The organism is Streptomyces sp. M-16, from assembly GCF_052114405.1.
Lineage (GTDB): Bacteria > Actinomycetota > Actinomycetes > Streptomycetales > Streptomycetaceae > Streptomyces.
Genome location: NZ_JBFRER010000010.1, coordinates 45,972 through 68,217 on the forward strand (window position 1 = coordinate 45,972; position 22,246 = coordinate 68,217).

Consider the following 22,246-nt stretch of genomic DNA (forward strand, 5'->3'; position numbering starts at 1 on the left):
CGGGGACTGGCTGTCACCGGGTAAGACACCCCTGCGGTGCCCCGCGGTTCCCTCAGTGCGCGAGCAGGGCGCTCAGCTCCGCGTCCAGGTCGTAGTGGCGCCGTTCCTGCCCCCGCGGGACCAGCTCGGTGAGCCGTCGGCACAGCTCGCGCACGTCCTTGGCGCGGGCGGAGACCACACAGCTCTGCGCGCCGTTGCTGAAGGCGAGGAACACGCGCGGCTCGGTGCCCCGCCGCAGCGGCCACACCTGTATGTCGCCCTCGCCGGTGGCGCAGGTCTGCCCGTCGAGCAGCAGCTCGCGCGAGAACACCCAGCGGGCGAGGTGGGTCCCGGCGCCGCGGAAGTCGACGGCCAGCTCGTACGGCCGGTCCGTGCGGTAGACGAAGGCGCCGACCAGGGGGACGGACAGCGGCGCGGCTTCCAGCCGGAGCGGCAGGACGCGGTGTTCGGTGGTGGCCATGCAGGCTCTGCCTCTCTTCGCACGGGTGGCGTTCGCGGACCCCCTCCGGGCACGCTAGCCGACGCTCGCGGTGCTCCCCGGGGCCGAAGGTCCCGAGCCGGACGGGCCGCAGGGCCCGTTTCCGGGACCCCCCGAGGCCGCCGCCGAGGCCGGAGCGAAGGGTCGCACCGCTCAAAGTCCCCTGTATCCAGTGCGGTTGGGACCATTCCTGCCGTGTTCATGACTTCCTCTTCGCGCCGGCGGGGCCGATCGTAGCCGGGACGCGCGCGAGCCCGCCCTCCGGGGGAGAGCGGGCTCGACGGGCCTGCGGCGACGCGACGTCGTGGGACGAGCCGCGGGGATCCCGCGGGTGCGCGTGCACGGAGGGGCCCGGCGCCTTCGCGCCGGGCCCCTCCGTGCCGTTCCCGTCCGTCAGGAAGCCGCTCCGGTCAGCATTCGATGACGTTGACCGCGAGGCCGCCGCGCGCGGTCTCCTTGTACTTGACCTTCATGTCGGCGCCGGTCTCCTTCATGGTCTTGATGACCTTGTCGAGGGAGACCTTGTGGCTGCCGTCGCCGCGCATCGCCATCTTGGCGGCGGTGACCGCCTTCACGGCGGCCATGCCGTTGCGCTCGATGCAGGGGATCTGGACGAGGCCGCCGACCGGGTCGCAGGTCAGGCCCAGGTTGTGCTCCATGCCGATCTCGGCCGCGTTCTCGACCTGCTCCGGGGTGCCGCCCAGGACCTCGGCGAGGGCGCCGGCCGCCATCGAGCAGGCCGAGCCGACCTCGCCCTGGCAGCCGACCTCGGCGCCGGAGATGGAGGCGTTCTCCTTGAAGAGCATGCCGATCGCGCCCGCGGCGAGGAGGAAGCGGACCACGCCGTCCTCGTCGGCGCCGGGCACGAAGTTCATGTAGTAGTGCAGGACCGCCGGCAGGACGCCCGCGGCGCCGTTCGTGGGTGCGGTGACGACCCGGCCGCCCGCCGCGTTCTCCTCGTTGACCGCCATCGCGTAGATCGTCGTCCACTCGCTGCGGTGCATCATCGGGTCGCCCTCGGTCCGCAGCTGGCGCGCCGTGGAGGCGGCGCGGCGCTTGACGCGCAGCCCGCCGGGCAGGATGCCCTCGCGGGACATGCCGCGCGAGACGCAGGCCTGCATGACGCGCCAGATCTCCAGGAGGCCCTCGCGGATCTCCTCCTCGGTGCGCCAGGCCTTCTCGTTCTCCAGCATCAGGGAGGAGATCGACAGGCCCGTCTCGTTGGCGAGCCGCAGCATCTCGTCACCCGAGCGGAAGGGGTACTTCAGCACGGTGTCGTCGAGCTTGATCCGGTCCTCGCCGACCGCGTCCTCGTCCACGACGAAGCCGCCGCCGACCGAGTAGTACGTCTTCTCCAGCAGGGGCGCGCCGGACTCGTCGTAGGCGAAGAGGGTCATGCCGTTCGCGTGGTACGGCAGCGAGCGGCGGCGGTGCAGGATCAGCTGGTTCGGCTCGTCGAAGGCGATCTCGTGTCCGTCGCCTATCTCCGCGCCCAGCAGCCGCAGCCGGCCGCTCTGGCGGATGCGCTCCACCTCGGCGTCGGCGCTCTCGACGTCCACCGTGCGGGGGGAGTGCCCTTCCAGGCCGAGCAGGACCGCCTTGGGCGTGCCGTGGCCGTGGCCGGTCGCGCCGAGGGAGCCGAAGAGCTCCGCGCGCACGGACGCGGTCTGGGCGAGGACGCCGTCCTTCTTCAGCCGCGTCGCGAACATGCGCGCCGCGCGCATCGGGCCGACCGTGTGGGACGAGGACGGGCCGATACCGATGGAGAAGAGGTCGAAGACGGAGATGGCCACTGGCGGACTCCCTTGTCTGCTCGTGGGTGGGGAGGGGGGGCAGGAAAGGTGGATCTGGGGGGTGGATCAGAGGGGTGGATCCGCGGATTTTGTCCGGCAGTCGAGCGTATCGCGTGGAGATGAACGGTTCGGCTCCCGGACGGGTCCGTCAGACGTGAGACAGCTCGCGCTCCGGTGTCGTGGAGCCCCCGGCGGGGCCTTCGGCGCGGTCCTGCAGCGGGTCCGGGCCGATCAGGCCCGCCCGGTGGGCCCGGACGCCCGCCCGGACGGCCCAGAAGTACGTGACGAGCGCCATGGCGGCCACCAGGGCGATGTCGACGCCGCCGGGCAGGACGCCGCGGCCGCCGAAGTCGGTGGAGCCGAGGTGGGACAGGAGGGACAGGGCGCCCAGGAAGAAGACGATCCACCAGGCCGGGGCGAACTGGCGCAGGAGGTCCCGTTCGCCCTTGCGGGACAAGACCAGGGCGGCGATCGGGGCGGCCAGCAGGGTCAGGGCGGTGACGATGCCGGTGTTGGGCCACTGCGACCAGTAGAGGGCGCAGGCGGCGAAGACGAAGGTCAGCGGGCACAGGACCTTCGCGGCGGGGAGCCGGAAGGGGCGGGGCAGGCCGGGCCTGGTGCGGCGCAGGACGCCGACCGCGACCGGCCCGATCAGGTACGAGATCACCATCGCGGCCGAGATGACCGGGGCCAGGGTCTTCCAGCTGTGGCCGACGCTCAGCAGCAGGAGGACGGAGAAGCCCAGGTTCGTCCACATCGCCGGGCGGGCGGTGCCGTAGACCGGGTGGGTCTCCTTGAGCCGCTTGGGGAAGAAGCCCGTCTCGGAGAGGTTCTGCACCATGTACGCGGCGGAGGCCACGTTGGCGATGTTGGAGCCGGCGGGGGAGATGAAGGCGCCGAACTGGAGCATCACCACCACCCAGTGGATCATCAGCAGCTTGGCGAGCTCGGCGAAGGGGCTGTTGAAGTTCACGCCCGCCCAGCCGCCGGCCTGGGTCAGGTGCTCCGGCGGTACGGATCCCAGGAAGGCCGTCTGCAGGGCCAGGTAGATCACCAGGCCCAGGGAGAGCGCTCCGACCAGGGCGATCGGGATGGCCCGCCCGGGGTTCTCGGCGGCCCCGCCGAGGTTGACCACGGCCTGGAAGCCGTTGAAGGCGAAGACGACGCCCGAGGTGGTGACGGCGGTCAGGACGGCCGTCCAGCCGTTCGGGGCGAAGCCGCCGTGGGCGCCGAAGTTCTCGGTGTGGAAGCCCGAGGCGACCAGGGCGATCACGGCGAGGACCGGGATGGCGAACTTGACCAGGGTCAGCCCGGTGTTGATCTTCGCGAGGAGCTGGACCGACCAGTAGCAGGACAGCCACAGCAGCACGGTCAGCGCGAGCGCCACCGCCATGCCGAAGGCGGTCAGCTCGTGGGACCCGGCGTCCACCAGGTCCCCGGCCCAGCCGAAGCTCCACGAGGACATGTACTGCGTCGCGGCGATCGACTCGATGGGGATCAGCGAGGCGACCGCGATCCACACCGCCCAGCCGGTGATGAAGCCGAGCACCGGGCCGTGCGAGAGGGCGCCGTAGCGGGCCATGCCGCCCGGGATCGGGTAGGCCGCGCCCACCTCGGCGTAGGTCATGGCGATCATGCCGATGAACACCGCGCCGATGACCCAGGCGACGAGCGCCGCCGGGCCCGCGACCTGGGCGGCCGTGCCGGCGCCGAAGAGCCAGCCGGAGCCGAAGATCGAGCCGACGCCGATCATGATCAGCGAGAAGAGGCTGAGCCCCTTCCGGTTCGCCGCGCTCATGTCCATGGAGGGTGTCCGTCCTGAGGGGGATGCCTTTTTTGCGACCCTATGTGCCGTTTTTTAAAGGTTTCAGAGGCGATAGGTGGCATCCACCAGGGACTTTGGTCACGAAAGGGGCCCGACCCCGCGGAAACGCGGCCGGGCCCCACCGCGGCTGGTTAGAGCGACGGGTACAGCGGGAACTTCGCGGCGAGCGCGGAGACGCGCGCCTTGAGGTCCTCGGCGTCGTACGACGGCTTCAGCGCCTGCGCGATGATCTCGGCGACCTCGGTGAAGGCCTCGGCGTCGAAACCGCGGGTGGCCAGCGCCGGCGTGCCGATCCGCAGACCCGAGGTGACCATCGGAGGCCGCGGGTCGTTCGGGATCGCGTTGCGGTTGACCGTGATGCCGACCTCGTGGAGGCGGTCCTCGGCCTGCTGTCCGTCCAGCTCGGAGTTGCGCAGGTCGACCAGGACCAGGTGCACGTCGGTGCCGCCGGTGAGGACGTCCACGCCCACGGCCTTGACGTCGTCCTGGACCAGGCGGGCGGCGAGGATCTTCGCGCCCTCCAGGGTGCGCTCCTGGCGCTCCTTGAACTCGGGCGAGGCCGCGACCTTGAAGGAGACCGCCTTGGCCGCGATCACGTGCTCCAGCGGGCCGCCCTGCTGGCCCGGGAAGACCGCGGAGTTGATCTTCTTGGCCAGCTCCTGCGTCGACAGGATGACACCACCGCGCGGACCGCCGAGGGTCTTGTGCGTGGTGGTGGTGACCACGTGGGCGTGCGGCACCGGGTTCGGGTGCAGACCCGCGGCGACCAGGCCGGCGAAGTGCGCCATGTCGACCATCAGGTACGCGCCGACCTCGTCCGCGATGCGGCGGAAGGCGGCGAAGTCCAGCTGGCGCGGGTAGGCGGACCAGCCGGCGATGATCAGCTGCGGCTTGGACTCCTTGGCGAGGCGCTCGACCTCGGCCATGTCGACCTGGCCCGACTCGTCGACGTGGTACGGGACCACGTTGTAGAGCTTGCCGGAGAAGTTGATCTTCATGCCGTGGGTCAGGTGACCGCCGTGGGCCAGGTTCAGGCCCATGATCGTGTCGCCCGGCTTCAGCAGCGCGAACATCGCGGCGGCGTTGGCCTGCGCACCGGAGTGCGGCTGGACGTTCGCGGCCTCGGCGCCGAACAGCGCCTTGATGCGGTCGATCGCGATCTGCTCGACCACGTCGACGTGCTCGCAGCCGCCGTAGTAGCGGCGGCCGGGGTAGCCCTCGGCGTACTTGTTGGTCAGGACCGAGCCCTGGGCCTCCATGACGGCGACCGGAGCGAAGTTCTCCGACGCGATCATTTCCAGGGTCGACTGCTGGCGCGCGAGCTCCGCGTCGACGGCGGCGGCGACGTCCGGGTCGAGCTCGTGGAGGGGGGTGTTCAGAACGGACATCAGGATCCCCTGGGGTCTCAGTTGTCGGAGTGGGTGAGCGCGGCGTACTCGTCGGCGGAGAGCACGTCCTTCGGCTCCTCCGAGAGGCGCACCTTGAACAGCCAGCCACCCTCGAACGGGGCGGTGTTGACGAGCGCCGGGTCGTCCACGACGTCCTGGTTGGCCTCGACGACCTCACCGGAGACGGGGGAGTACAGGTCGCTGACCGACTTGGTCGACTCCAGCTCGCCACAGGTCTCGCCCTCGGTGACGGTGTCGCCGACCGCGGGGAGCTGGGCGTAGACGACGTCACCGAGCGCGTTGGCCGCGAACTCCGTGATGCCGACCGTCGCGACGCCGTCCACGGCGTCCGACAGCCACTCGTGCTCCTTGGTGTAACGCAGCTGCTGGGGGTTGCTCATGACCTGATTCTCCTGGATGCGGGGGAGTGGATGTGAACAGTGGTCTCGCGGACCGAGACGGGCGCCGGGGCGCCGGAACACCGCCGCACGGCCGGCCGTACGGCGGTGGTGACTACTTCTGCCGCTTGTAGAACGGCAGAGCCACGACCTCGTACGCCTCATGCGTACCGCGAATGTCCACGCCTACGCCGGAGGTGCCGGGCGCGGCGTGCGCCGCGTCGACGTAGGCCATCGCGATCGGCTTGCCCAGCGTCGGGGACGGGGCGCCGGAGGTGACCTCGCCGATGACCTGTCCGTCGGCGACGACCGGGAATCCGGCGCGCGGGACGCGGCGGCCCTCGGCGATCAGGCCGACCAGCTTGCGCGGCGGGTTGGTGGCGGCGCGCTCGGCGGCGGCTTCCAGCGCGGCGCGGCCGACGAAGTCCCCCTCCTTCTCGAACTTCACGACCCGGCCCAGCCCCGCGTCGAAGGGGGTGAGGGAGGTGGTCAGCTCGTGCCCGTACAGGGGCATGCCCGCCTCCAGGCGCAGCGTGTCGCGGCAGGACAGCCCGGCCGGCACCAGGCCGACGCCCTCGCCCGCCTTGGTCAGCGCCTGCCACAGCGCCACGGCGTGCTCCGGGGAGACGAACAGCTCGAAGCCGTCCTCGCCCGTGTAGCCCGTACGCGCGATCAGCGCGGGCACGCCCGCGACGGTGCCCGGCAGGCCCGCGTAGTACTTCAGGCCGTCCAGGTCGGCGTCGGTCAGCGACTTGAGGATGCCGGGGGACTCCGGACCCTGGACGGCGATCAGCGCGTAGGCGTCGCGGTCGTCGCGGACCTCGGCGTCGAAGCCGGCGGCACGCTCGGTGAGGGCGTCCAGGACGACCTGGGCGTTGGAGGCGTTGGCGACGACCATGAACTCGGTCTCGCCCAGGCGGTAGACGATCAGGTCGTCCAGGATCCCGCCGTCCTCCTGGCAGATGTGCGTGTAGCGGGCGCGGCCGACGCCGACGGTGGAGATGTTGCCCACCAGCGCGTAGTCCAGGACCTTGACGGCCTCGGGGCCGGTCAGGGTGATCTCGCCCATGTGGGACAGGTCGAACAGGCCGGCCTTGGTCCGCACGGCGTTGTGCTCGTCGCGCTCACTCGCATAGCGCAGCGGCATGTCCCAGCCCGCGAAGTCGGTCATGGTCGCACCGAGCGAGCGGTGCAGCGCGTCGAGCGCGGTCAGGCGGGGGGCAGTGCTCATGGGTGTGGCTCCCGGGTCCCAGGGCATGACATGACGAGGACGATCCTCCCCATCTGTCATCGGAACCTGAGAGGTTCGCCGAGAGTTCCCGCGACACGGCGGGACGCCCTGGCTTGCACCTTGGGTGGAGCGCGGCGGCCGTCGGGGGACGGACACGTCGTCGCTCGCTTTTCAGATCTGCCTCATCCACGCGGTACGGGGCCTGAGAGATTCAAGGGAGGTACTTGCTCCTTCGGCGCCCGGGCACGGCCTCACGGCGTGCCGGGACTCTCCCGCGCGGATTCAAGCGGCCGGTATGCAGTTGGTGTCCAGATGGCGCACATCATTGCACGGGACGCTCGGGAGCGGGCAGTGGGGCCCTGGAAGAACGGGCGGACCGGAACCGAGGCCACCGGATTACCGTCTCTTTACACTCAGTGGGCACGGGGTCCAGGCGACCCGATTCGGGGGGAGACGATCACTGTGCGGAGATTCGGAGTGCTGGCGGCGACGGGAACGGTGGACGGGGTCCCGGCCCAGCGCAGTACGCGGCCGCGGCCGGCCGCCCGGGTCCGCGACCTGCGCGGCGCGGCGGTGGCCGGGCCGCGGCGGCTCGGATTCCCCGCCGGGGACATCGTGGTGGTGTCCGGCCTGCCCGGCGGCGGCAAGAGCACCCTGATCAAGCGGGCGGCCGAGGACGGCGGCGTCGACTCCCAGGACGTCCGCGAGCGCTGGGAGCGCCGGATGCCGGGGGCGCTGCCGTACGCCGCGTACCGGCCACTGGTGCGGGCCGCGCACTACTGGGGGCTGTGGCGGCGGCTGCGCACCGGGGACTCCGTCGTGGTCCACGACTGCGGCACCCAGGTGTGGGTACGGGGGATGCTCGCCGCCGCCGCCCGGCGGCGGGGCCGGTCGCTGCACCTGCTCCTGCTGGACACCACGGCCGAGGAGGCCCGCTCCGGGCAGGCGGCGCGGGGGCGCCGGGTCTCGGCGTACGCCTTCGCGCGGCACCGGGGTGCGGTGGGGCGGCTGCTGCGGGACGCCGAGGCCGGGCGCCTGCCGGCGGGATGCGACTCCGCGGTCATCCTGGACCGCCGCGCGGCGGCGGCGGTGGCGCGGATCTCGTTCTTCTGAGGACGGCTCCTTCTTCTGAGGACTGCTCCTTCCTTTGAGGGCCTTTGAGGGCGGCCTCGACTCCGGGGCGCCGATGCCGTGCTCCCGGCGTCCACGTGCTCAGAACGCCCGTTCCTCACGTTCTTCCGCGCGAGGACCCCGGGAGCGCGGCGCGCCCCTTCGGCTCGGCAGCCCTGTGCGGACTGCGCCAGGGGGTGGGGACGCGCGAAGGGCGGTCGGGGTGGGGCGGTAGCCTCGGGGCGACATCGGGGCGCAACCGTACGGAGGCAGGGGTACATGCAGGGCAGCGGCTGGCCGGCGAACGAGTTGGAACAGGTCCTCGGGGCGGCGCTCGGCCGGCCGGACGCCGGACCGCAGATCCTGGAGGCCCTCGGCCGCAGCCGGCTCTGGGTGCCCCTGCCCCACGGCGGCAGTCCCGACCACGCCGCCCTCGACCTCCCGACGATGCTGATCGGCGGGGAGGCGTACGTCCCCGTCTACAGCTCGGAGGCCCAGTTCCGTCACGGCGCCGGCCCCGCCATGGACTTCGCGATCGCCCCCGCCGTCGAGTTCGCCCGCGGCCTGCCGCCGCAGCTCGGCATCGCCGTGAACCCCGAGGGCGCCGTCGGGGTGCCGCTGCCCCCCGCCGCCGTCGCCGAGCTGTGCCGCGCCGGCCGGACCCCGCTCGACGGCCCCGCCACCGGCGGCCGCGTCCGGCTCTTCGAGCCCGACTGGCAGGAGGACCCCGTCGACTTCCTGGCCGCCGCCGCCGAGGAGTTCCGCGCCACGGGCGTGGTCACCGCCGCGCACCGCTGCCTCGCCAGCGTCGAGGCCGGCCCCCCGCAGCTCTACATCGGCGTCCAGCTGGTGGGATGGGATCCCGAGACGCGGAACGCCCCGCTGGAGGCCCTCGGCCGCGCCCTGGCCCGCGTACCCGCGCCCTGGCCCGTGCAGTTGATCCTCCTGGAGGCGGCCGAGGACCCGGTCACGGACTGGATTCGTGAGCGCGTACGCCCCTTCTACCTTCCCTAGCGCCGCTTAAGCTGGTTGGTACGGGTGGACGACGGGCGGACGAAGAGGGGTACCGGGTGAGTGCGTCAGGCACGGCCGCGGCCGGGCAGGTCGAGCACATGCTGCGCCAGGTGACTCCCGGGCGCTATGAGAGTTATGAGTCATTCCTGCACGCCCTCGCCGAGGGCAGGCTGTGGATGCTGCTGTGGCAGGGGCAACCGGGCTCGCCGGACGCCCAGTACGGCGGCATGGAGGTCGAGGGCCTCGGGTACGCGCCCTGCGTGACCTCGCCGCAGGAGCTGGCCGCCAGCGGCTGGAACCGTGGCTACGAGGTCGTCACCGGCCGGGACATCGCCCGCGCCCTCTACCCCGACCGCTGGGGGCTGTGGGTCAACCCGCACGCCCCGGGCGGCGGCCTCGGCGTGCCGTGGGCCGACCTGCGCCGCGTCGCCACCGGCCTGGACCGCATGCCCGCGGGCCCGCTGCGGCTCTCCGAGCCCGCCCTGGAGCTCCCGCAGTTCTACGGGCTGCTGACCCAGTACGCGCACCGCACGCCGGCCGTCAGGTCGCTGCGCCGCGCGTGGGTCCAGCCCGCGCTCGGGACGGCCTACCTCGCGGTGGGGCTCGATCTGTACGACGCCTCCGCGCCCGCGCTGGAATCCGTACGCGAGATGATGCGCCAGTCGGTCGGGGCGGTCCCCGAGGGCGTGCCGGTGTGCACGGTCGCGCTGGCGGACGAGCACGACCCGGTGGCGATGTGGCTGCGGGCGCAGACCAGGCCGTTCTACGACCGCGAGGGCCAGGCCGCGGCGTACTGACCCGCGCGGAAAACCACTTGACCCGGTCCTCCGCGCCGGATCGCGGCCCCGTGCCGACCCGTCTACAGGGAGTCGCGGGGGTGTGCCCGGACCCTGGGACGGGCACCTTCGACGGACCTTCGGCCGTCGGGAACCACGGTTCCCGGCGGCTTTCTCCTTGTCCGGATATCACCCCTGTTGGGCGTCCAATTGACGCACTCCTCCTGCCTGTTGGGCGTGATGTCCGTTTGCGTACCGAACGGACGGTCTTGCTCCGCTGAGCCGTGAGCGGAGTCCGGATAACGGGAACCGGGGCGTCAGATCACGGTTGCGCATCCATTCATCTGCGGGTCTGGCGGCTGGTCGAGCGCCCGATGAAGACTCCCCACCCAAGAGCCGGTCAGTCCTCCAGGGCGCGGCTCGGCACGTGGATTTGGCTTGTTGTTTCACACGGCACCTCCCGCACTTCTCGCACCTCTGCTGCACCGCACTCGCTCCGCACAGCAATTCGCACAGCAGTTCGCATGACCCGCAGTCCGCAGTCCGCAGTTCGCACCTCCCACCGCACTTCGCACGCGTTCCACGTGTCCCGAGCACTCCGAGCGCCACTCCGCACCAACGCCGCCACAGCGGCGGGCATGGGCCGGCCATCCGTCGGCCGAGAGGGGTCCCCACCACGATGACGGCACCACTGCACGACACGAGCGCGGAAACGCCCGCACCCGTGTCCGTAGCCGACGTCCCTGCCAAGGCCATCGAAGGCCGCTCGCCCGGCCGCATCGCCTGGATGCGGCTCAAGCGCGACAAGGTCGCGCTGACCGGCGGCGTGGTCGTGATCCTCCTGATCCTGGTGGCGGTCTTCGCGCCGCTGATCGTGGGCCTGCTGGGCCACGATCCCAACGAGTTCCACGAGGACATGATCGACCCGGACCTGGGCACGCCGCTCGGCTCCTTCGGCGGCATCAGCTCCGACTTCCTGCTGGGCGTCGAACCGACCAACGGTCGCGACGTGTTCAGCCGGATCGTCTACGGCGCCCGCATCTCCCTGGTCGTCGCCTTCCTGGCGGCCTTCGTCTCGGTCGTCCTGGGCAGCCTGCTCGGCGCCCTGGCCGGCTTCCTGGGCGGCTGGGTCGACGCCGTCATCAGCCGCGTGATGGACCTGCTGCTGGCCTTCCCGCAGCTGCTGTTCACCATCGCCCTGGTCTCCGTGGTCCCCAACTCCCTCTGGGGATTCGAGGGTTCGGGCGTCCGGATGGGCGTGCTGATCGTCGTCATCGGCTTCTTCGGCTGGCCGTACATCGGCCGCATCGTCCGGGGCCAGACGATCTCCCTGCGTGAACGCGAGTACGTCGAGGCCGCACGCAGCCTCGGCGCGGGCCGCGGCTACATCCTGATCAAGGAGCTGCTGCCCAACCTGATCGCGCCGATCCTCGTCTACTCGACGCTGATCATTCCGACCAACATCCTGACGGAAGCGGCCCTCAGCTTCCTGGGCGCCGGCGTCAAGCCGCCCACGGCCTCGTGGGGAAAGATGCTCTCCGACGCCGTCCCCATCTACCAGGACGACCCCATGTACATGGTGGTCCCGGGTATCACGATCTTCATCACCGTCCTGGCGTTCAACCTCTTCGGGGACGGGCTGCGCGACGCACTCGACCCCAAGGGCAGCTGAACCGCTTCTTCGATTCACCCACCTATGGAGGTTGGACAACCGTGATCCGCAGAAAGCAGGCACTCGCGATCACCGCCGTGATCGCCGCCCTGTCGCTGACCGCCGCGTGCGGTGGCAACGACAAGAAGGCCGACAGCGATGACAAGGGAGACAAGGGCTACAGCGGCGCCACCGCCGCCGTGGTCAACGCCTCCGACGCCAAGGGCGGCGAGCTGAAGCTCTGGTCCCCGCAGGACGTCGACTTCCTCGACCCGGCGCGCGCCTACTACGGCTTCGTGTGGAACCTGCAGCGCCTCTACATCCGCCAGCTGTACGCGTACGACAGCAAGCCCGGCGCGGCCGGCACCAAGCTGGTCCCGGACCTCGCCGCGGGCGAGCCCGTCCTGAGCAACGACGGCAAGACGTACACCGTCAAGATCAAGGACGGCGTGAAGTTCGACGACGGTTCGCCGATCACCGCCAAGGACTTCAAGTACGGCATCGAGCGCGTCTTCGCGCAGGACGTGCTGTCCGGCGGTCCGACGTACCTGATCGACCTGCTCGACCAGGGCCAGAAGTACCCGGGTCCCTACAAGGACACCGACCCGAACAAGATGGGCCTGAAGTCCGTCGAGACGCCGGACGACCACACGATCGTCTTCAACCTGGCGAGCGCCAACTCCGACTTCAAGTACCTGCTGGCCATGCCGTCCTCCTCGCCGGTCCCGGCGGGCAAGGACGAGGGCGCCTCTTACACCAACAAGCCGGTCTCCACCGGTCCTTACAAGGTGGAGTCCTTCGCCTCCGGCAAGGGCGCGACCTTCGTCCGCAACGAGAACTGGGACCCGGCCACCGACACGATCCGCAAGGGTCTGCCGGACAAGGTCACCTTCACGGTCACCACCAACCCGGACGACATGGACCAGCGCCTGCTCTCCGGCGACATCGATCTCGCCGTCGACGGCACCGGTGTCCAGCAGGCCGCGAAGAACAAGATCCTCAAGGACACGAACCTCAAGAAGAACGCGGACAACCCCTACACGGGCTACATCCGTTACTTCGCCTTCCCGCAGACGGTCGCGCCCTTCGACAACATCGAGTGCCGCAAGGCCGTCATCTACGCGGCCGACCCGAAGTCGCTGCAGAACGCCCGCGGTGGCCCGACCAGCGGTGACCTCGGCGCGAACATGCTGCCGCCCGGCATCCCCGGCTCGGACAAGAAGTACGACCCGTTCAACCTGACGGCCGGCAAGCCGCAGACGGACAAGGCCAAGGCCGCGCTCAAGGCCTGTGGCAAGCCCGACGGCTTCGAGACCACCATCGCGGTCCGCAACAACCGCGCCCCCGAGGTCAAGAGCGCCGAGTCCCTCCAGGCCGCGCTCGCCAAGATCGGCGTCAAGGCGACGATCGACCAGTACGACGGCAAGCTCTCCTCCTCCACGATCGGTTCGCCCGAGAACGTGAAGAAGAAGAACTACGGCATCATCGTCATGGGCTGGGGCGCCGACTACAACTCCGGCTCGGGCTTCCTGCAGCCGCTGGTCGACGGATCGTTCATCCTGCCGAACGGCAACAACAACTACACCGAGGTCAACGACCCGGAGATCAACGGCCTGTTCAAGACCGCCGCTGCCGCCGCCACCCCCGAGGCCGCCGCCCCGTTCTACGGCCAGATCAACAAGAAGGTCATGGAGAAGGCGCTCTACCTGCCGATCAACTTCGACAAGGCGCTGATCTACCACAACCCGCGTCTGACCAACGTCTACTTCAACGACTCGATGGGCCGCATCGACCTCGCGGTCCTGGGCGTCGGCAAGTAGTCGGGCAGACGGTCCGGCAAGCAGTACCGGCCCGCGAGGGCCCGTAAGACAGCAGCAACTACGCAAGTACGCAAGTAAGTGCCTTCACCGCACGTGCGCTAGTCCGAAGGGCAGGTGAAGGCCGCAGGCGGCGGCTGCCGTCCCCACGAGGGACGGCGGCCGCCCGCCCCGGGCGGCCGACTGCAGTGCTCGTCTACCTCATACGGCGGCTTTTCAACGTCGCCGCCACGCTGCTGGTGGTCTCCGCGGTCACCTTCGGCATCTTCTTCGCGGTCCCCAAGCTGACCGGCAGCGACCCCGCGCTCATGTACGCCGGCCGAGAGACCAGCGAGACCGCCCTGCAGGGCATCCGGGTCAAGATGGGCTTCGACAAGCCGATCTCCGAGCAGTACTGGGTGTTCCTCAAGGGGATCTTCGTCGGCCGCGACTACGACGGGGGCACCGAGGTCACGCACTGCGCCGCGCCGTGCTTCGGCTACTCCTTCAAGAGCGAGGCCCCCGTCTGGCAGACCATGCTCGACCGCATGCCGGTCACCCTCTCGCTCGCCCTCGGCGCGGCGGTCATCTGGGTGCTGGCCGGTGTGGCGACCGGAGTGGTCTCGGCGCTCAAACGCCGGACCGCCATCGACCGCACCGTCATGGTCGGCGCCCTCGCGGGCGTCTCCCTGCCGATCTTCTTCACCGGCATGGTGGCCCCGGCGGTCTTCGTCTACAGCCTCGGCTGGCTCGACGTCTCCAACTACAAACCCCTGACCGAGGATCCGCTGGCCTGGCTCAACAGCATGATCCTGCCCTGGGTCACCCTGGCCTTCCTCTTCGCCGCCACCTACGCCCGCATCACCCGGGCGACGATGCTGGAAGTCCTCGGCGAGGACTACATCCGCACGGCGCGCGCCAAGGGACTCAAGGAGGGCGTGGTCATCCGCAAACACGCCCTGCGCTCCACCCTCACCCCGATCGTCACGATGTTCGGCCTCGACCTCGGCGGACTCCTCGGCGGCGCGGTGCTCACCGAGACGACCTTCAACTTCCAGGGTCTGGGGACGGCGGCCGTCGCCGCCATCGGCCAGGGCGACCTTCCCGTGATCATGGGAGTCACCCTGCTCGCCGCGCTGTTCGTGGTGCTGGCCAACCTGATCGTGGACCTGCTGTACGCCGTCATCGACCCGCGCGTGAGGCTGACGTGACCAAGACCGTTCCCGACGAGCCCGCCTTCGTCCCGGAGCAGGGCGGACCGCGCGACGCGGCCCCCTTCCTCTCCGTACGCGACCTGCGCGTGCACTTCCCGACCGACGACGGCCTGGTGAAGTCCGTCGACGGACTCTCCTTCGACCTGGAGCGCGGCAAGACCCTCGGCATCGTGGGCGAGTCCGGCTCCGGGAAGTCGGTGACCTCGCTGGCCATCATGGGTCTGCACCGCACCGGCAACGCACGCAGCCGCCCCCACATCTCGGGCGAGGTCGTGCTCGACGGCGAGGACCTGGTCGCCGCCGACGCCGACCGGGTGCGGCGCCTGCGCGGCCGCAAGATGGCGATGGTCTTCCAGGACCCGCTGTCCGCGATGCACCCGTACTACTCGGTCGGCAAGCAGATCGTCGAGGCCTACCGGACCCACCACGACGTCGACAAGAAGAAGGCCCGCACCCGCGCCGTCGAGATGCTCGACCGCGTCGGCATCCCGGAGCCCCACCGGCGCGTGGACGCGTACCCGCACGAGTTCTCCGGCGGCATGCGCCAGCGCGCGATGATCGCGATGGCGCTGGTCAACAACCCCGAGCTGCTCATCGCGGACGAGCCGACCACCGCCCTGGACGTCACCGTCCAGGCGCAGATCCTCGACCTGATCCGCGACCTCCAGAAGGAGTTCGGCTCCGCGGTCATCATGATCACGCACGACCTCGGCGTGGTCGCCGAGATGGCCGACGAGATCCTCGTGATGTACGGCGGCCGCTGCGTCGAGCGCGGCACCGCCGAGAAGGTCTTCTACGGCCCCCGGCACCCCTACACCTGGGGCCTGCTCGGCTCCATGCCGCGCATCGACCGCGACCAGACCGAGCGCTTGATCCCGGTCAAGGGCTCGCCGCCCAGCCTCATCAACATCCCGAGCGGCTGCGCCTTCAACCCCCGGTGCCCCTACGCCGACGTGCCCAAGGGCGGCATCACCCGCACCCAGCGCCCCGAGCTGACCGAGGACGACAGCCGGCACTGGTCCGCCTGCCACATGTCGCAGGAGGAGCGGACCCGGATCTGGACCGAAGAGATTGCGCCGAAGCTGTGACCGAAAAGCCTGAAAGCCCCGAGGCGCCCCAGGCGCCCGAAACGAACACCGCGGACGCGCTCCTGAAGGTGACCGGGCTGGTCAAGCACTTCCCCATCAACAAGGGGCTGCTGCGCCGGCAGGCCGGGGCCGTCAAGGCCGTGGACGGCATCGACTTCGAGGTCCGGCGGGGTGAGACCCTCGGCATCGTCGGCGAGTCCGGCTGCGGCAAGTCCACCATGGGGCGTCTGATCACCCGGCTGCTCGAACCGACCGACGGCCGGATCGAGTTCGAGGGCAAGGACATCACGCACCTGAGCGTGGCGGGCATGCGCCCGCTGCGCCGCGACGTGCAGATGATCTTCCAGGACCCGTACGGCTCGCTGAACCCGCGCCACACGGTCGGCACGATCGTCGGCGCTCCCTTCCGGCTCCAGAAGGTCACCCCCGAGGGCGGCCTGAAGGCGGAGGTCCAGCGGCTGCTGTCACTGGTCGGCCTGAACCCCGAGCACTTCAACCGCTACCCGCACGAGTTCTCGGGCGGCCAGCGCCAGCGGATCGGCATCGCCCGCGCCCTGGCCCTCAAGCCGAAGCTCGTCGTCGCGGACGAGCCGGTCTCCGCGCTGGACGTGTCGATCCAGGCCCAGGTGGTGAACCTGCTGGACGACCTCCAGGAGGAGCTCGGCCTGACCTACGTGATCATCGCGCACGACCTGTCCGTCATCCGGCACGTCTCGGACCGCATCGCGGTGATGTACCTCGGCAAGATCGTGGAGCTGGCCGACCGGAAGTCGCTGTACGAGGCTCCGATGCACCCGTACACGACGGCGCTGATGTCGGCGGTGCCGGTCCCGGACCCGCGGCGGCGCGGGGCGAAGAGCGGGCGCATCCTGCTCAAGGGCGACGTGCCCTCGCCGATCTCCCCGCCGGCCGGCTGCCGCTTCCACACGCGGTGCTGGAAGGCGACGGAGATGTGCACCAAGGTGGACCCGCCGCTGGTCGCCCTGAAGACCGGGCACCAGGTGGCGTGCCACCACCCGGAGAACGCCCCCGACCAGGCGCCGGGCGACCCGGCCCTGCCGGGCGCGACCGAGGCGGTGGCGGTGGTCTCCGAGTAGCCCCTGCCCTGGCCGGGCGGTGACCCGGGCAGGACGGTCGTGGGGGGGGGCGGGTCCGGAGTAGCGGACGGACCCACCACCCCCGGGCGGGGCCCCGGGTCACACCCGGGGCCCCGCCGATCCCTTCCGGTCGGCAACGCCCGGCGAAAACCGGCCCCGCCGGCCTCCCGGCGCCGCAGCCCCCGGGAACACCGGCCCACCCGCGGCGCATCCCCGCGGCGTGCCGCCTTCCCGCCGCACCGTGTCCCCGACTCCGCCGCACGCGCCACCATCTCCGCCGCCCCGTGCGACCGGCGGAGCCCCCGCGCGTACCGGGCCCGGCTGGCGGGGGTGGTCGTCATGTGCGGGAAGGGCCCCACGTTCCCCGTCTCCCACGTCCCCCGTCTCCGCCCTGCCGGGCGTGCCACCCGCGCGTACCCGGCCCCCGCCGGGCGGGGTGGTCGTCACCTGGGGGAGGGGGCGCAGCCCCCGCGAGCCCCACCGGTGCCGACCGGCGGAGCCACTGGTGCCGACCGGCGGAGCCACCGCTCGCGGCGGGCGACAATGGCGGGGTGCTCCACGATCTCTTCCCGCCCGACGTCCAGCACGCCCTGGACCTCGCGGGCATCTTCGTCTTCGCCCTGGCGGGCGCCCTGCTCGCCGTCCGCAAGAACTTCGACGTCTTCGGCATCGCCGTCCTCGCCCTCGTGACCGCCCTCGGCGGAGGCCTCTTCCGCGACCTCGTCATCGGCGCCGTGCCGCCCGCCGCCTTCGGCCAGCTCAGCTTCTTCGTCACGCCCCTGATCGCCTCCGCGATCGTCTTCTTCCTGCACCCCGAGGTGCAGCGGATCAACCGGGCCATCAACGTCTGCGACGCCGCCGGCCTCGCCCTCTTCTGCGTCACCGGCACGACCAAGGCCTACGAGTACGGCCTGGGCCTGACCGCGTCCGCCGCGCTCGGCCTGGCCACGGCCGTCGGCGGCGGCGTGCTGCGCGACGTCCTCGTCAACGAGGTGCCCTCGCTGCTGCGCGACCGCGAGATGTACGCCGTTCCGGCCATGGTCGGGGCCTCGATGGTGGCCGTCTTCATCGGCCTGGAGGTCCTCAACGCCCTGACGACCGCAGTCGCCATCGTCACCACCTTCGTCCTGCGGCTGCTCGCGATGCGCTACCACTGGCGGGCCCCGCTGGCGTGGAACCGCCGCTCCGGCGTGGCCGAAGAGCCCTAGGTCCCACCCGCCAAAGAAAGCTACCGCTTAGTAGCTTGCAGGTGTACCTTCGAGCCATGTCACACACAGCCGCCCAGGCCACCATCGGCGACAGCGAGTTCGACCGCGACACCACCATCGCCCCGCGCGCGGGCGAGCCCGGGGTGTACGACGCGGAACTCTCCGCCGGTTGGACGATCATCACCGCCGTCAACGGCGGCTACCTGCTGGCCCTGGTGGGCCGGGCCCTGGCCGCGGCGCTGCCGCACCCGGACCCCTTCACCGTCTCGGCCCACTACCTGACCTCCTCGGTGCCCGGCCCCGCCGTGATCCGCACCCAGGTCGTCCGGGCCGGCCGGAACCTCTCCACGGGCCAGGCCTCCCTCTTCCAGTTCGACGAGAACGGCGCCGAGGTCGAGCGCATCCGCGTGCTCGCCTCCTACGGTGACCTCGACGCCCTCCCCGACGCCGTGCACACGGTGGCGCGGCCGCCCGTCATCCCGCCCTACGAGGACTGCCTCGGCGCCGAGGCGGGCCCGGCGCCGATCCCCGGCAGCTCCGCCATCGTGGACCGGCTCCGGCTGCGACTGGACCCGGCGACCGCCGGCTGGGCGGTCGGCGCGCCGTCCGGGAAGGGTGAGATGCGGGCCTGGTTCGAGCTGGCCGACGGCCGCGACGCCGACCCGCTGTCGCTGCTGCTCGCGGTGGACGCGCTCCCGCCGACCGCCTTCGACCTCGGCCTGCTGGGCTGGGCCCCGACCGTCGAGCTGACCACCCACATCCGCTGCCGCCCGGCCCCCGGTCCGCTGCGGGTGGGCATCGTCACCCGCAACCTGGCCGGCGGTTTCCTGGAGGAGGACGCCGAGGTCTGGGACTCCGCCGACCGTCTGGTGGCCCAGTCCCGCCAGCTGGCCCGCGCCCCGCGCCCGTAGCCCCGGCGTGACCCGCGGCGTGCCCCCCGGCGCGACCCGTGGCCCGGATCGTGGCCCGGGTCGCGCCCGGCTCGCGGGCCCCGCCCGTCCCGGTACCGCGTACCCCGGGGAACCCGGCGCCCGGGGACTCGTAGAATCGGGGGATCATGGCCTACCTCGACCACGCCGCGACCACGCCGATGCTCCCGGAAGCCGCTGCGGCGATGACCGCGCAGTTCGCCGCCACGGGTAACGCGTCCTCCCTGCACGCCGCCGGCCGGCGGGCCCGCCGCACCGTCGAGGAGGCCCGCGAGTCCCTCGCCGAGGCACTCGGCGCGCGCCCGAGCGAGGTGGTCTTCACCGCGGGCGGCACCGAGGCGGACAACCTCGCCGTCAAGGGCCTCTACTGGGCCCGCCGCGACGCCGACCCCGCCCGCACCCGCATCCTCGCCAGCCCCGTCGAGCACCACGCCGTCCTCGACGCCGTGCACTGGCTGGGCGAGCACGAGGGCGCGCGGGTCGAGTACCTGCCCGTCGACCGGTACGGGCGGGTCCACCCCGAGGCCTTCCGCGAAGCCGTCGAGCGGGCTCCCGAGGACGTGGCCCTGGCCACCGTGATGTGGGCCAACAACGAGATCGGCACCGTCATGCCGGTCCGTGAACTGGCCTCCATCGCCGACGAGTTCGCGATCCCGTTGCACTCCGACGCCGTCCAGGCCTTCGGACAGCTCGACGTCCGCTTCGGCGACAGCGGGCTCGCCGCCATGACGGTCAGCGGCCACAAGATCGGCGGACCCTACGGCATCGGCGCGCTGCTCCTCGGCCGCGACCAGAGCCCCGTCCCCGTCCTGCACGGCGGCGGCCAGGAGCGGCACGTCCGCTCCGGCACCCTCGACGTGCCGGCCGTCGCCGCCTTCGCCGTCGCGGCCGTACTCGCCGCCGAGCGGCGCGAACGCTTCGCCGCCGAGGTCGGCGCCCTGCGCGACGAGCTCATCGGCGCCGTCCTGGCGGCCGTCCCCGACGCCGTCCTGGGCGGCGACCCCGAGGACCGCCTCCCCGCCAACGCCCACTTCAGCTTCCCCGGCTGCGAGGGCGACTCCCTGCTGCTGCTCCTGGACGCCCAGGGCATCGAGTGCTCCACCGGCTCGGCCTGCACCGCGGGCGTCGCCCAGCCCAGCCACGTCCTGCTGGCGACCGGCACGGACCCGCAGCTGGCCCGAGGCACCCTGCGGTTCTCCCTCGGCCACACCTCCACCCGCGACGACGTCGCCGCGGTGGCCGCCGCCATCGGCCCGGCCGTCGAACGCGCCCGTACGGCGGGCCTCAGCTAGCGGGGCGAAGCGGCGGCCGGCGTGGCGGCCGGCGTGAGCTCGGCGCGGACCAGCCCGAGGTAGCGGTCCCAGTCCCAGTGGGGGCCCGGGTCCGTGTGGTCGGCGCCCGGGACCTCGGAGTGCCCCAGGAAGTGGGTGCGGTCCACCGGTATGCCGTACCTCCGGCAGACATCGGCGGCCAGTCTGGCCGATGCCGCGTACAGCGCATCGGTGAAGTCCTGCGGCCGGTCCACGAAGCCCTCGTGCTCGATGCCCACGCTGCGCTCGTTCATCGAGCGGTTCCCGGAGTGGAAGGCCACGTCCAGCTCGCGCACCATCTGCTCCACGTGGCCGTCCTGGCGGACGATGTAGTGCGCGGAGGCCTTGTGGAACGGATTCTTGAAGGCGTCCACCGAGGACGCGAAACTGCCCTGGGTGACGTGCACGACGATCCGGTCCACCCGGTAGTCGTCGGGCCGGTCCGCCATCCGCCAGTTCGCCGGGGAGGCCGCGGTCCAGCTCGCCCCCGCGTGGTCCAGCTCACCCTCCTTGCGCGGCTTGCGCACGCCCGGCAGCAGCCACCAGGCCCGCCCGATCTCCTCCCGGCCCACGAGCGCCGCCGCCCCGAGCAGCCCCAGCCCGCCGAAGAGCACCGCCCTGCGGGTCCGGCCCGCCCGGCGTCCGCCCGGCTTCCCCGGACCCTTCGTCCCCTGTTCCGACATGTGATCCACCCCCCAGAGCCGATAACGCGCTGTGACCCCGCGCGGTTCCCCGTACTCTGGACGGTGCTATGACTGAGAACCTGCCGCGCACCGCCCGCCCCCTTCGCGTCCTGGCCGCCATGTCCGGCGGCGTGGACTCCGCCGTCGCCGCCGCCCGCGCGGCCGAAGCCGGGCACGACGTCACCGGCGTCCACCTGGCGCTCTCCGCGAACCCGCAGTCCTTCCGGACCGGCGCCCGTGGCTGTTGCACCATCGAGGACTCCCGCGACGCCCGCCGCGCCGCCGACGTCATCGGCATCCCCTTCTACGTCTGGGACCTCGCCGAGCGCTTCCGCGAGGACGTCGTCGAGGACTTCGTCTCGGAGTACGAGGCCGGCCGCACCCCGAACCCGTGCCTGCGCTGCAACGAGAAGATCAAGTTCGCGGCCCTGCTCGACAAGGCCCTGGCCCTCGGCTTCGACGCCGTCTGCACCGGCCACTACGCCACCGTCGTCCTGAACGAGGACGGCACCCGCGAGCTGCACCGGGCCTCCGACATGGCCAAGGACCAGTCGTACGTCCTCGGCGTCCTCGACGAGAAGCAGCTCGCCCACGCGCTCTTCCCGCTCGGCGACACCCTCACCACCAAGGACGAGATCCGCGCCGAGGCCGAGGAGCGCGGTCTGGCCGTCGCGAAGAAGCCCGACAGCCACGACATCTGCTTCATCGCCGACGGCGACACCCAGGGCTTCCTCGCGAACCGCCTGGGCCGGGCCGAGGGCGACATCGTCGACGAGAGCGGCGAGAAGGTCGGCACCCACGAGGGCGCCTTCGGCTTCACCATCGGCCAGCGCAAGGGCCTGCGGATCGGCCACCCCGCCCCCGACGGCAAGCCCCGCTACGTCCTCGACATCTCCCCGGTGAACAACACGGTCACCGTCGGCCCCGTCGAGGCCCTCGACGTCAGCGCCCTCACCGCGATCCGCCCCCGCTGGTGCGGCTCCACCCCCGCCGCCCCCGGCACCTACACCGCGCAGCTGCGCGCCCACGGGGGCGAGACCGAGGTCTTCGCCGAGATGGTCGACGGCGAGCTGCGCGTCACCTTCACCGAGCCGGTCCGCGGCGTGGCCCCCGGGCAGGCGATCGTGCTCTACGACGGCACCCGCGTGGTCGGCTCCGCCACCATCGCCACCACCACCAGGGCCGCGGCCGCCGCGGTCTGACCCGGGCGTACCGCCCCGCCCCGCCCCGCCCCGCCCCGTCCAGGGCGGGGGCGGG

The 22,246-nt window shown here is 71.6% G+C and carries 19 protein-coding genes and 1 riboswitch; of the genes, 12 read left to right on the forward strand and 7 right to left on the reverse strand.

Annotated elements, in window-relative coordinates; translation table 11 throughout:
- Window positions 1–52: 52 nt before the first annotated feature.
- The 6 genes from AB4039_RS07515 to gcvT form a co-directional block, all read right to left on the reverse strand.
- Window positions 53–460 (reverse strand): SsgA family sporulation/cell division regulator, encoded by a 408-nt coding sequence (locus AB4039_RS07515; RefSeq protein WP_266842414.1) that lies wholly within the window; start codon window positions 458–460, stop codon window positions 53–55.
- Window positions 461–888: 428 nt separating this feature from the next.
- Window positions 889–2,271 carry an L-serine ammonia-lyase gene (locus tag AB4039_RS07520; RefSeq protein ID WP_266842415.1) on the reverse strand — a complete coding sequence of 461 codons (1,383 nt, stop codon included), beginning with the start codon at window positions 2,269–2,271 and terminating at the stop codon, window positions 889–891.
- 148 nt (window positions 2,272–2,419) lie between these two features.
- Window positions 2,420–4,075, reverse strand: a complete 1,656-nt coding sequence (locus AB4039_RS07525; RefSeq protein ID WP_442270330.1) for an APC family permease — start codon at window positions 4,073–4,075, stop codon at window positions 2,420–2,422.
- 152 nt (window positions 4,076–4,227) lie between these two features.
- Window positions 4,228–5,484 (reverse strand): serine hydroxymethyltransferase, encoded by a 1,257-nt coding sequence (glyA, locus tag AB4039_RS07530; protein WP_266842418.1) that lies wholly within the window; start codon window positions 5,482–5,484, stop codon window positions 4,228–4,230.
- Between the two features lie 17 nt (window positions 5,485–5,501).
- Window positions 5,502–5,885: a glycine cleavage system protein GcvH gene (gene gcvH, locus AB4039_RS07535; RefSeq protein WP_030236063.1), complete on the reverse strand. Its 384-nt coding sequence runs from the start codon at window positions 5,883–5,885 to the stop codon at window positions 5,502–5,504.
- A 112-nt stretch (window positions 5,886–5,997) separates the two neighbouring features.
- Window positions 5,998–7,113: a glycine cleavage system aminomethyltransferase GcvT gene (gene gcvT / locus AB4039_RS07540; protein WP_266842420.1), complete on the reverse strand. Its 1,116-nt coding sequence runs from the start codon at window positions 7,111–7,113 to the stop codon at window positions 5,998–6,000.
- A 181-nt stretch (window positions 7,114–7,294) separates the two neighbouring features.
- A riboswitch (glycine riboswitch) is annotated at window positions 7,295–7,398 on the reverse strand.
- Window positions 7,399–7,569: 171 nt separating this feature from the next.
- Between gcvT and AB4039_RS07545 the strand changes: the two genes are divergently transcribed.
- The 11 genes from AB4039_RS07545 to AB4039_RS07595 all read left to right on the forward strand — a co-directional run bounded on the left by AB4039_RS07545 (window position 7,570) and on the right by AB4039_RS07595 (window position 20,288).
- On the forward strand, window positions 7,570–8,226 hold the full coding sequence (locus AB4039_RS07545; protein ID WP_442270347.1) for an AAA family ATPase: 657 nt from the start codon (window positions 7,570–7,572) through the stop codon (window positions 8,224–8,226).
- Window positions 8,227–8,502: 276 nt separating this feature from the next.
- Window positions 8,503–9,237: an enhanced serine sensitivity protein SseB gene (locus AB4039_RS07550; protein WP_266842422.1), complete on the forward strand. Its 735-nt coding sequence runs from the start codon at window positions 8,503–8,505 to the stop codon at window positions 9,235–9,237.
- A gap of 56 nt (window positions 9,238–9,293) precedes the next feature.
- Window positions 9,294–10,034, forward strand: coding sequence for an enhanced serine sensitivity protein SseB C-terminal domain-containing protein (locus tag AB4039_RS07555; protein WP_266842423.1), 741 nt, complete (start codon window positions 9,294–9,296; stop codon window positions 10,032–10,034).
- A gap of 658 nt (window positions 10,035–10,692) precedes the next feature.
- Window positions 10,693–11,685 carry an ABC transporter permease gene (locus AB4039_RS07560; protein WP_266842425.1) on the forward strand — a complete coding sequence of 331 codons (993 nt, stop codon included), beginning with the start codon at window positions 10,693–10,695 and terminating at the stop codon, window positions 11,683–11,685.
- Between the two features lie 41 nt (window positions 11,686–11,726).
- Window positions 11,727–13,484: an ABC transporter substrate-binding protein gene (locus tag AB4039_RS07565; protein ID WP_266842427.1), complete on the forward strand. Its 1,758-nt coding sequence runs from the start codon at window positions 11,727–11,729 to the stop codon at window positions 13,482–13,484.
- Between the two features lie 185 nt (window positions 13,485–13,669).
- The gene (locus AB4039_RS07570) at window positions 13,670–14,671 is read left to right on the forward strand and encodes an ABC transporter permease (RefSeq protein ID WP_266842429.1); all 1,002 of its coding nucleotides are present in this window, start codon (window positions 13,670–13,672) and stop codon (window positions 14,669–14,671) included.
- 83 nt (window positions 14,672–14,754) lie between these two features.
- Entirely contained in the window at window positions 14,755–15,762 is a 1,008-nt protein-coding gene (locus AB4039_RS07575) for an ABC transporter ATP-binding protein (protein WP_266844052.1), read from the forward strand.
- Complete coding sequence (locus tag AB4039_RS07580; protein ID WP_266842431.1) at window positions 15,759–16,859, forward strand: dipeptide ABC transporter ATP-binding protein; 1,101 nt, start codon at window positions 15,759–15,761, stop codon at window positions 16,857–16,859. Before AB4039_RS07575 ends, AB4039_RS07580 begins: the two co-directional genes overlap by 4 nt.
- 551 nt (window positions 16,860–17,410) lie before the next feature.
- Window positions 17,411–18,067: a trimeric intracellular cation channel family protein gene (locus AB4039_RS07585; protein WP_266842433.1), complete on the forward strand. Its 657-nt coding sequence runs from the start codon at window positions 17,411–17,413 to the stop codon at window positions 18,065–18,067.
- A gap of 56 nt (window positions 18,068–18,123) precedes the next feature.
- A complete protein-coding gene (locus tag AB4039_RS07590; protein ID WP_266842435.1) occupies window positions 18,124–18,978 on the forward strand; it encodes a thioesterase family protein in 855 nt (284 codons plus the stop codon).
- 146 nt (window positions 18,979–19,124) lie between these two features.
- Window positions 19,125–20,288 carry a cysteine desulfurase family protein gene (locus tag AB4039_RS07595; protein WP_266842437.1) on the forward strand — a complete coding sequence of 388 codons (1,164 nt, stop codon included), beginning with the start codon at window positions 19,125–19,127 and terminating at the stop codon, window positions 20,286–20,288.
- On the opposite strand, the gene AB4039_RS07600 is transcribed toward AB4039_RS07595, so the two are convergent.
- Window positions 20,285–20,989: a peptidoglycan recognition protein family protein gene (locus AB4039_RS07600; RefSeq protein WP_266842439.1), complete on the reverse strand. Its 705-nt coding sequence runs from the start codon at window positions 20,987–20,989 to the stop codon at window positions 20,285–20,287. The genes AB4039_RS07595 and AB4039_RS07600 overlap by 4 nt on opposite strands.
- Before the next feature lie 68 nt (window positions 20,990–21,057).
- Between AB4039_RS07600 and mnmA the strand changes: the two genes are divergently transcribed.
- Entirely contained in the window at window positions 21,058–22,191 is a 1,134-nt protein-coding gene (gene mnmA, locus AB4039_RS07605) for a tRNA 2-thiouridine(34) synthase MnmA (RefSeq protein WP_266842441.1), read from the forward strand.
- Window positions 22,192–22,246 lie beyond the last annotated feature (55 nt).

Bases quoted from the DNA above. Each gene is read 5' to 3' on its own strand.
- glyA (WP_266842418.1), bottom strand. From the start codon at position 5,484: ATGTCCGTTCTGAACACCCCCCTCCACGAGCTCGACCCGGACGTCGCC.
- AB4039_RS07525 (WP_442270330.1), bottom strand. From the start codon at position 4,075: ATGGACATGAGCGCGGCGAACCGGAAGGGGCTCAGCCTCTTCTCGCTG.
- AB4039_RS07595 (WP_266842437.1), top strand. From the start codon at position 19,125: ATGGCCTACCTCGACCACGCCGCGACCACGCCGATGCTCCCGGAAGCC.
- mnmA (WP_266842441.1), top strand. From the start codon at position 21,058: ATGACTGAGAACCTGCCGCGCACCGCCCGCCCCCTTCGCGTCCTGGCC.
- AB4039_RS07515 (WP_266842414.1), bottom strand. From the start codon at position 460: ATGGCCACCACCGAACACCGCGTCCTGCCGCTCCGGCTGGAAGCCGCG.
- AB4039_RS07590 (WP_266842435.1), top strand. From the start codon at position 18,124: ATGTCACACACAGCCGCCCAGGCCACCATCGGCGACAGCGAGTTCGAC.
- AB4039_RS07560 (WP_266842425.1), top strand. From the start codon at position 10,693: ATGACGGCACCACTGCACGACACGAGCGCGGAAACGCCCGCACCCGTG.
- gcvT (WP_266842420.1), bottom strand. From the start codon at position 7,113: ATGAGCACTGCCCCCCGCCTGACCGCGCTCGACGCGCTGCACCGCTCG.
- AB4039_RS07600 (WP_266842439.1), bottom strand. From the start codon at position 20,989: ATGTCGGAACAGGGGACGAAGGGTCCGGGGAAGCCGGGCGGACGCCGG.
- AB4039_RS07550 (WP_266842422.1), top strand. From the start codon at position 8,503: ATGCAGGGCAGCGGCTGGCCGGCGAACGAGTTGGAACAGGTCCTCGGG.
- gcvH (WP_030236063.1), bottom strand. From the start codon at position 5,885: ATGAGCAACCCCCAGCAGCTGCGTTACACCAAGGAGCACGAGTGGCTG.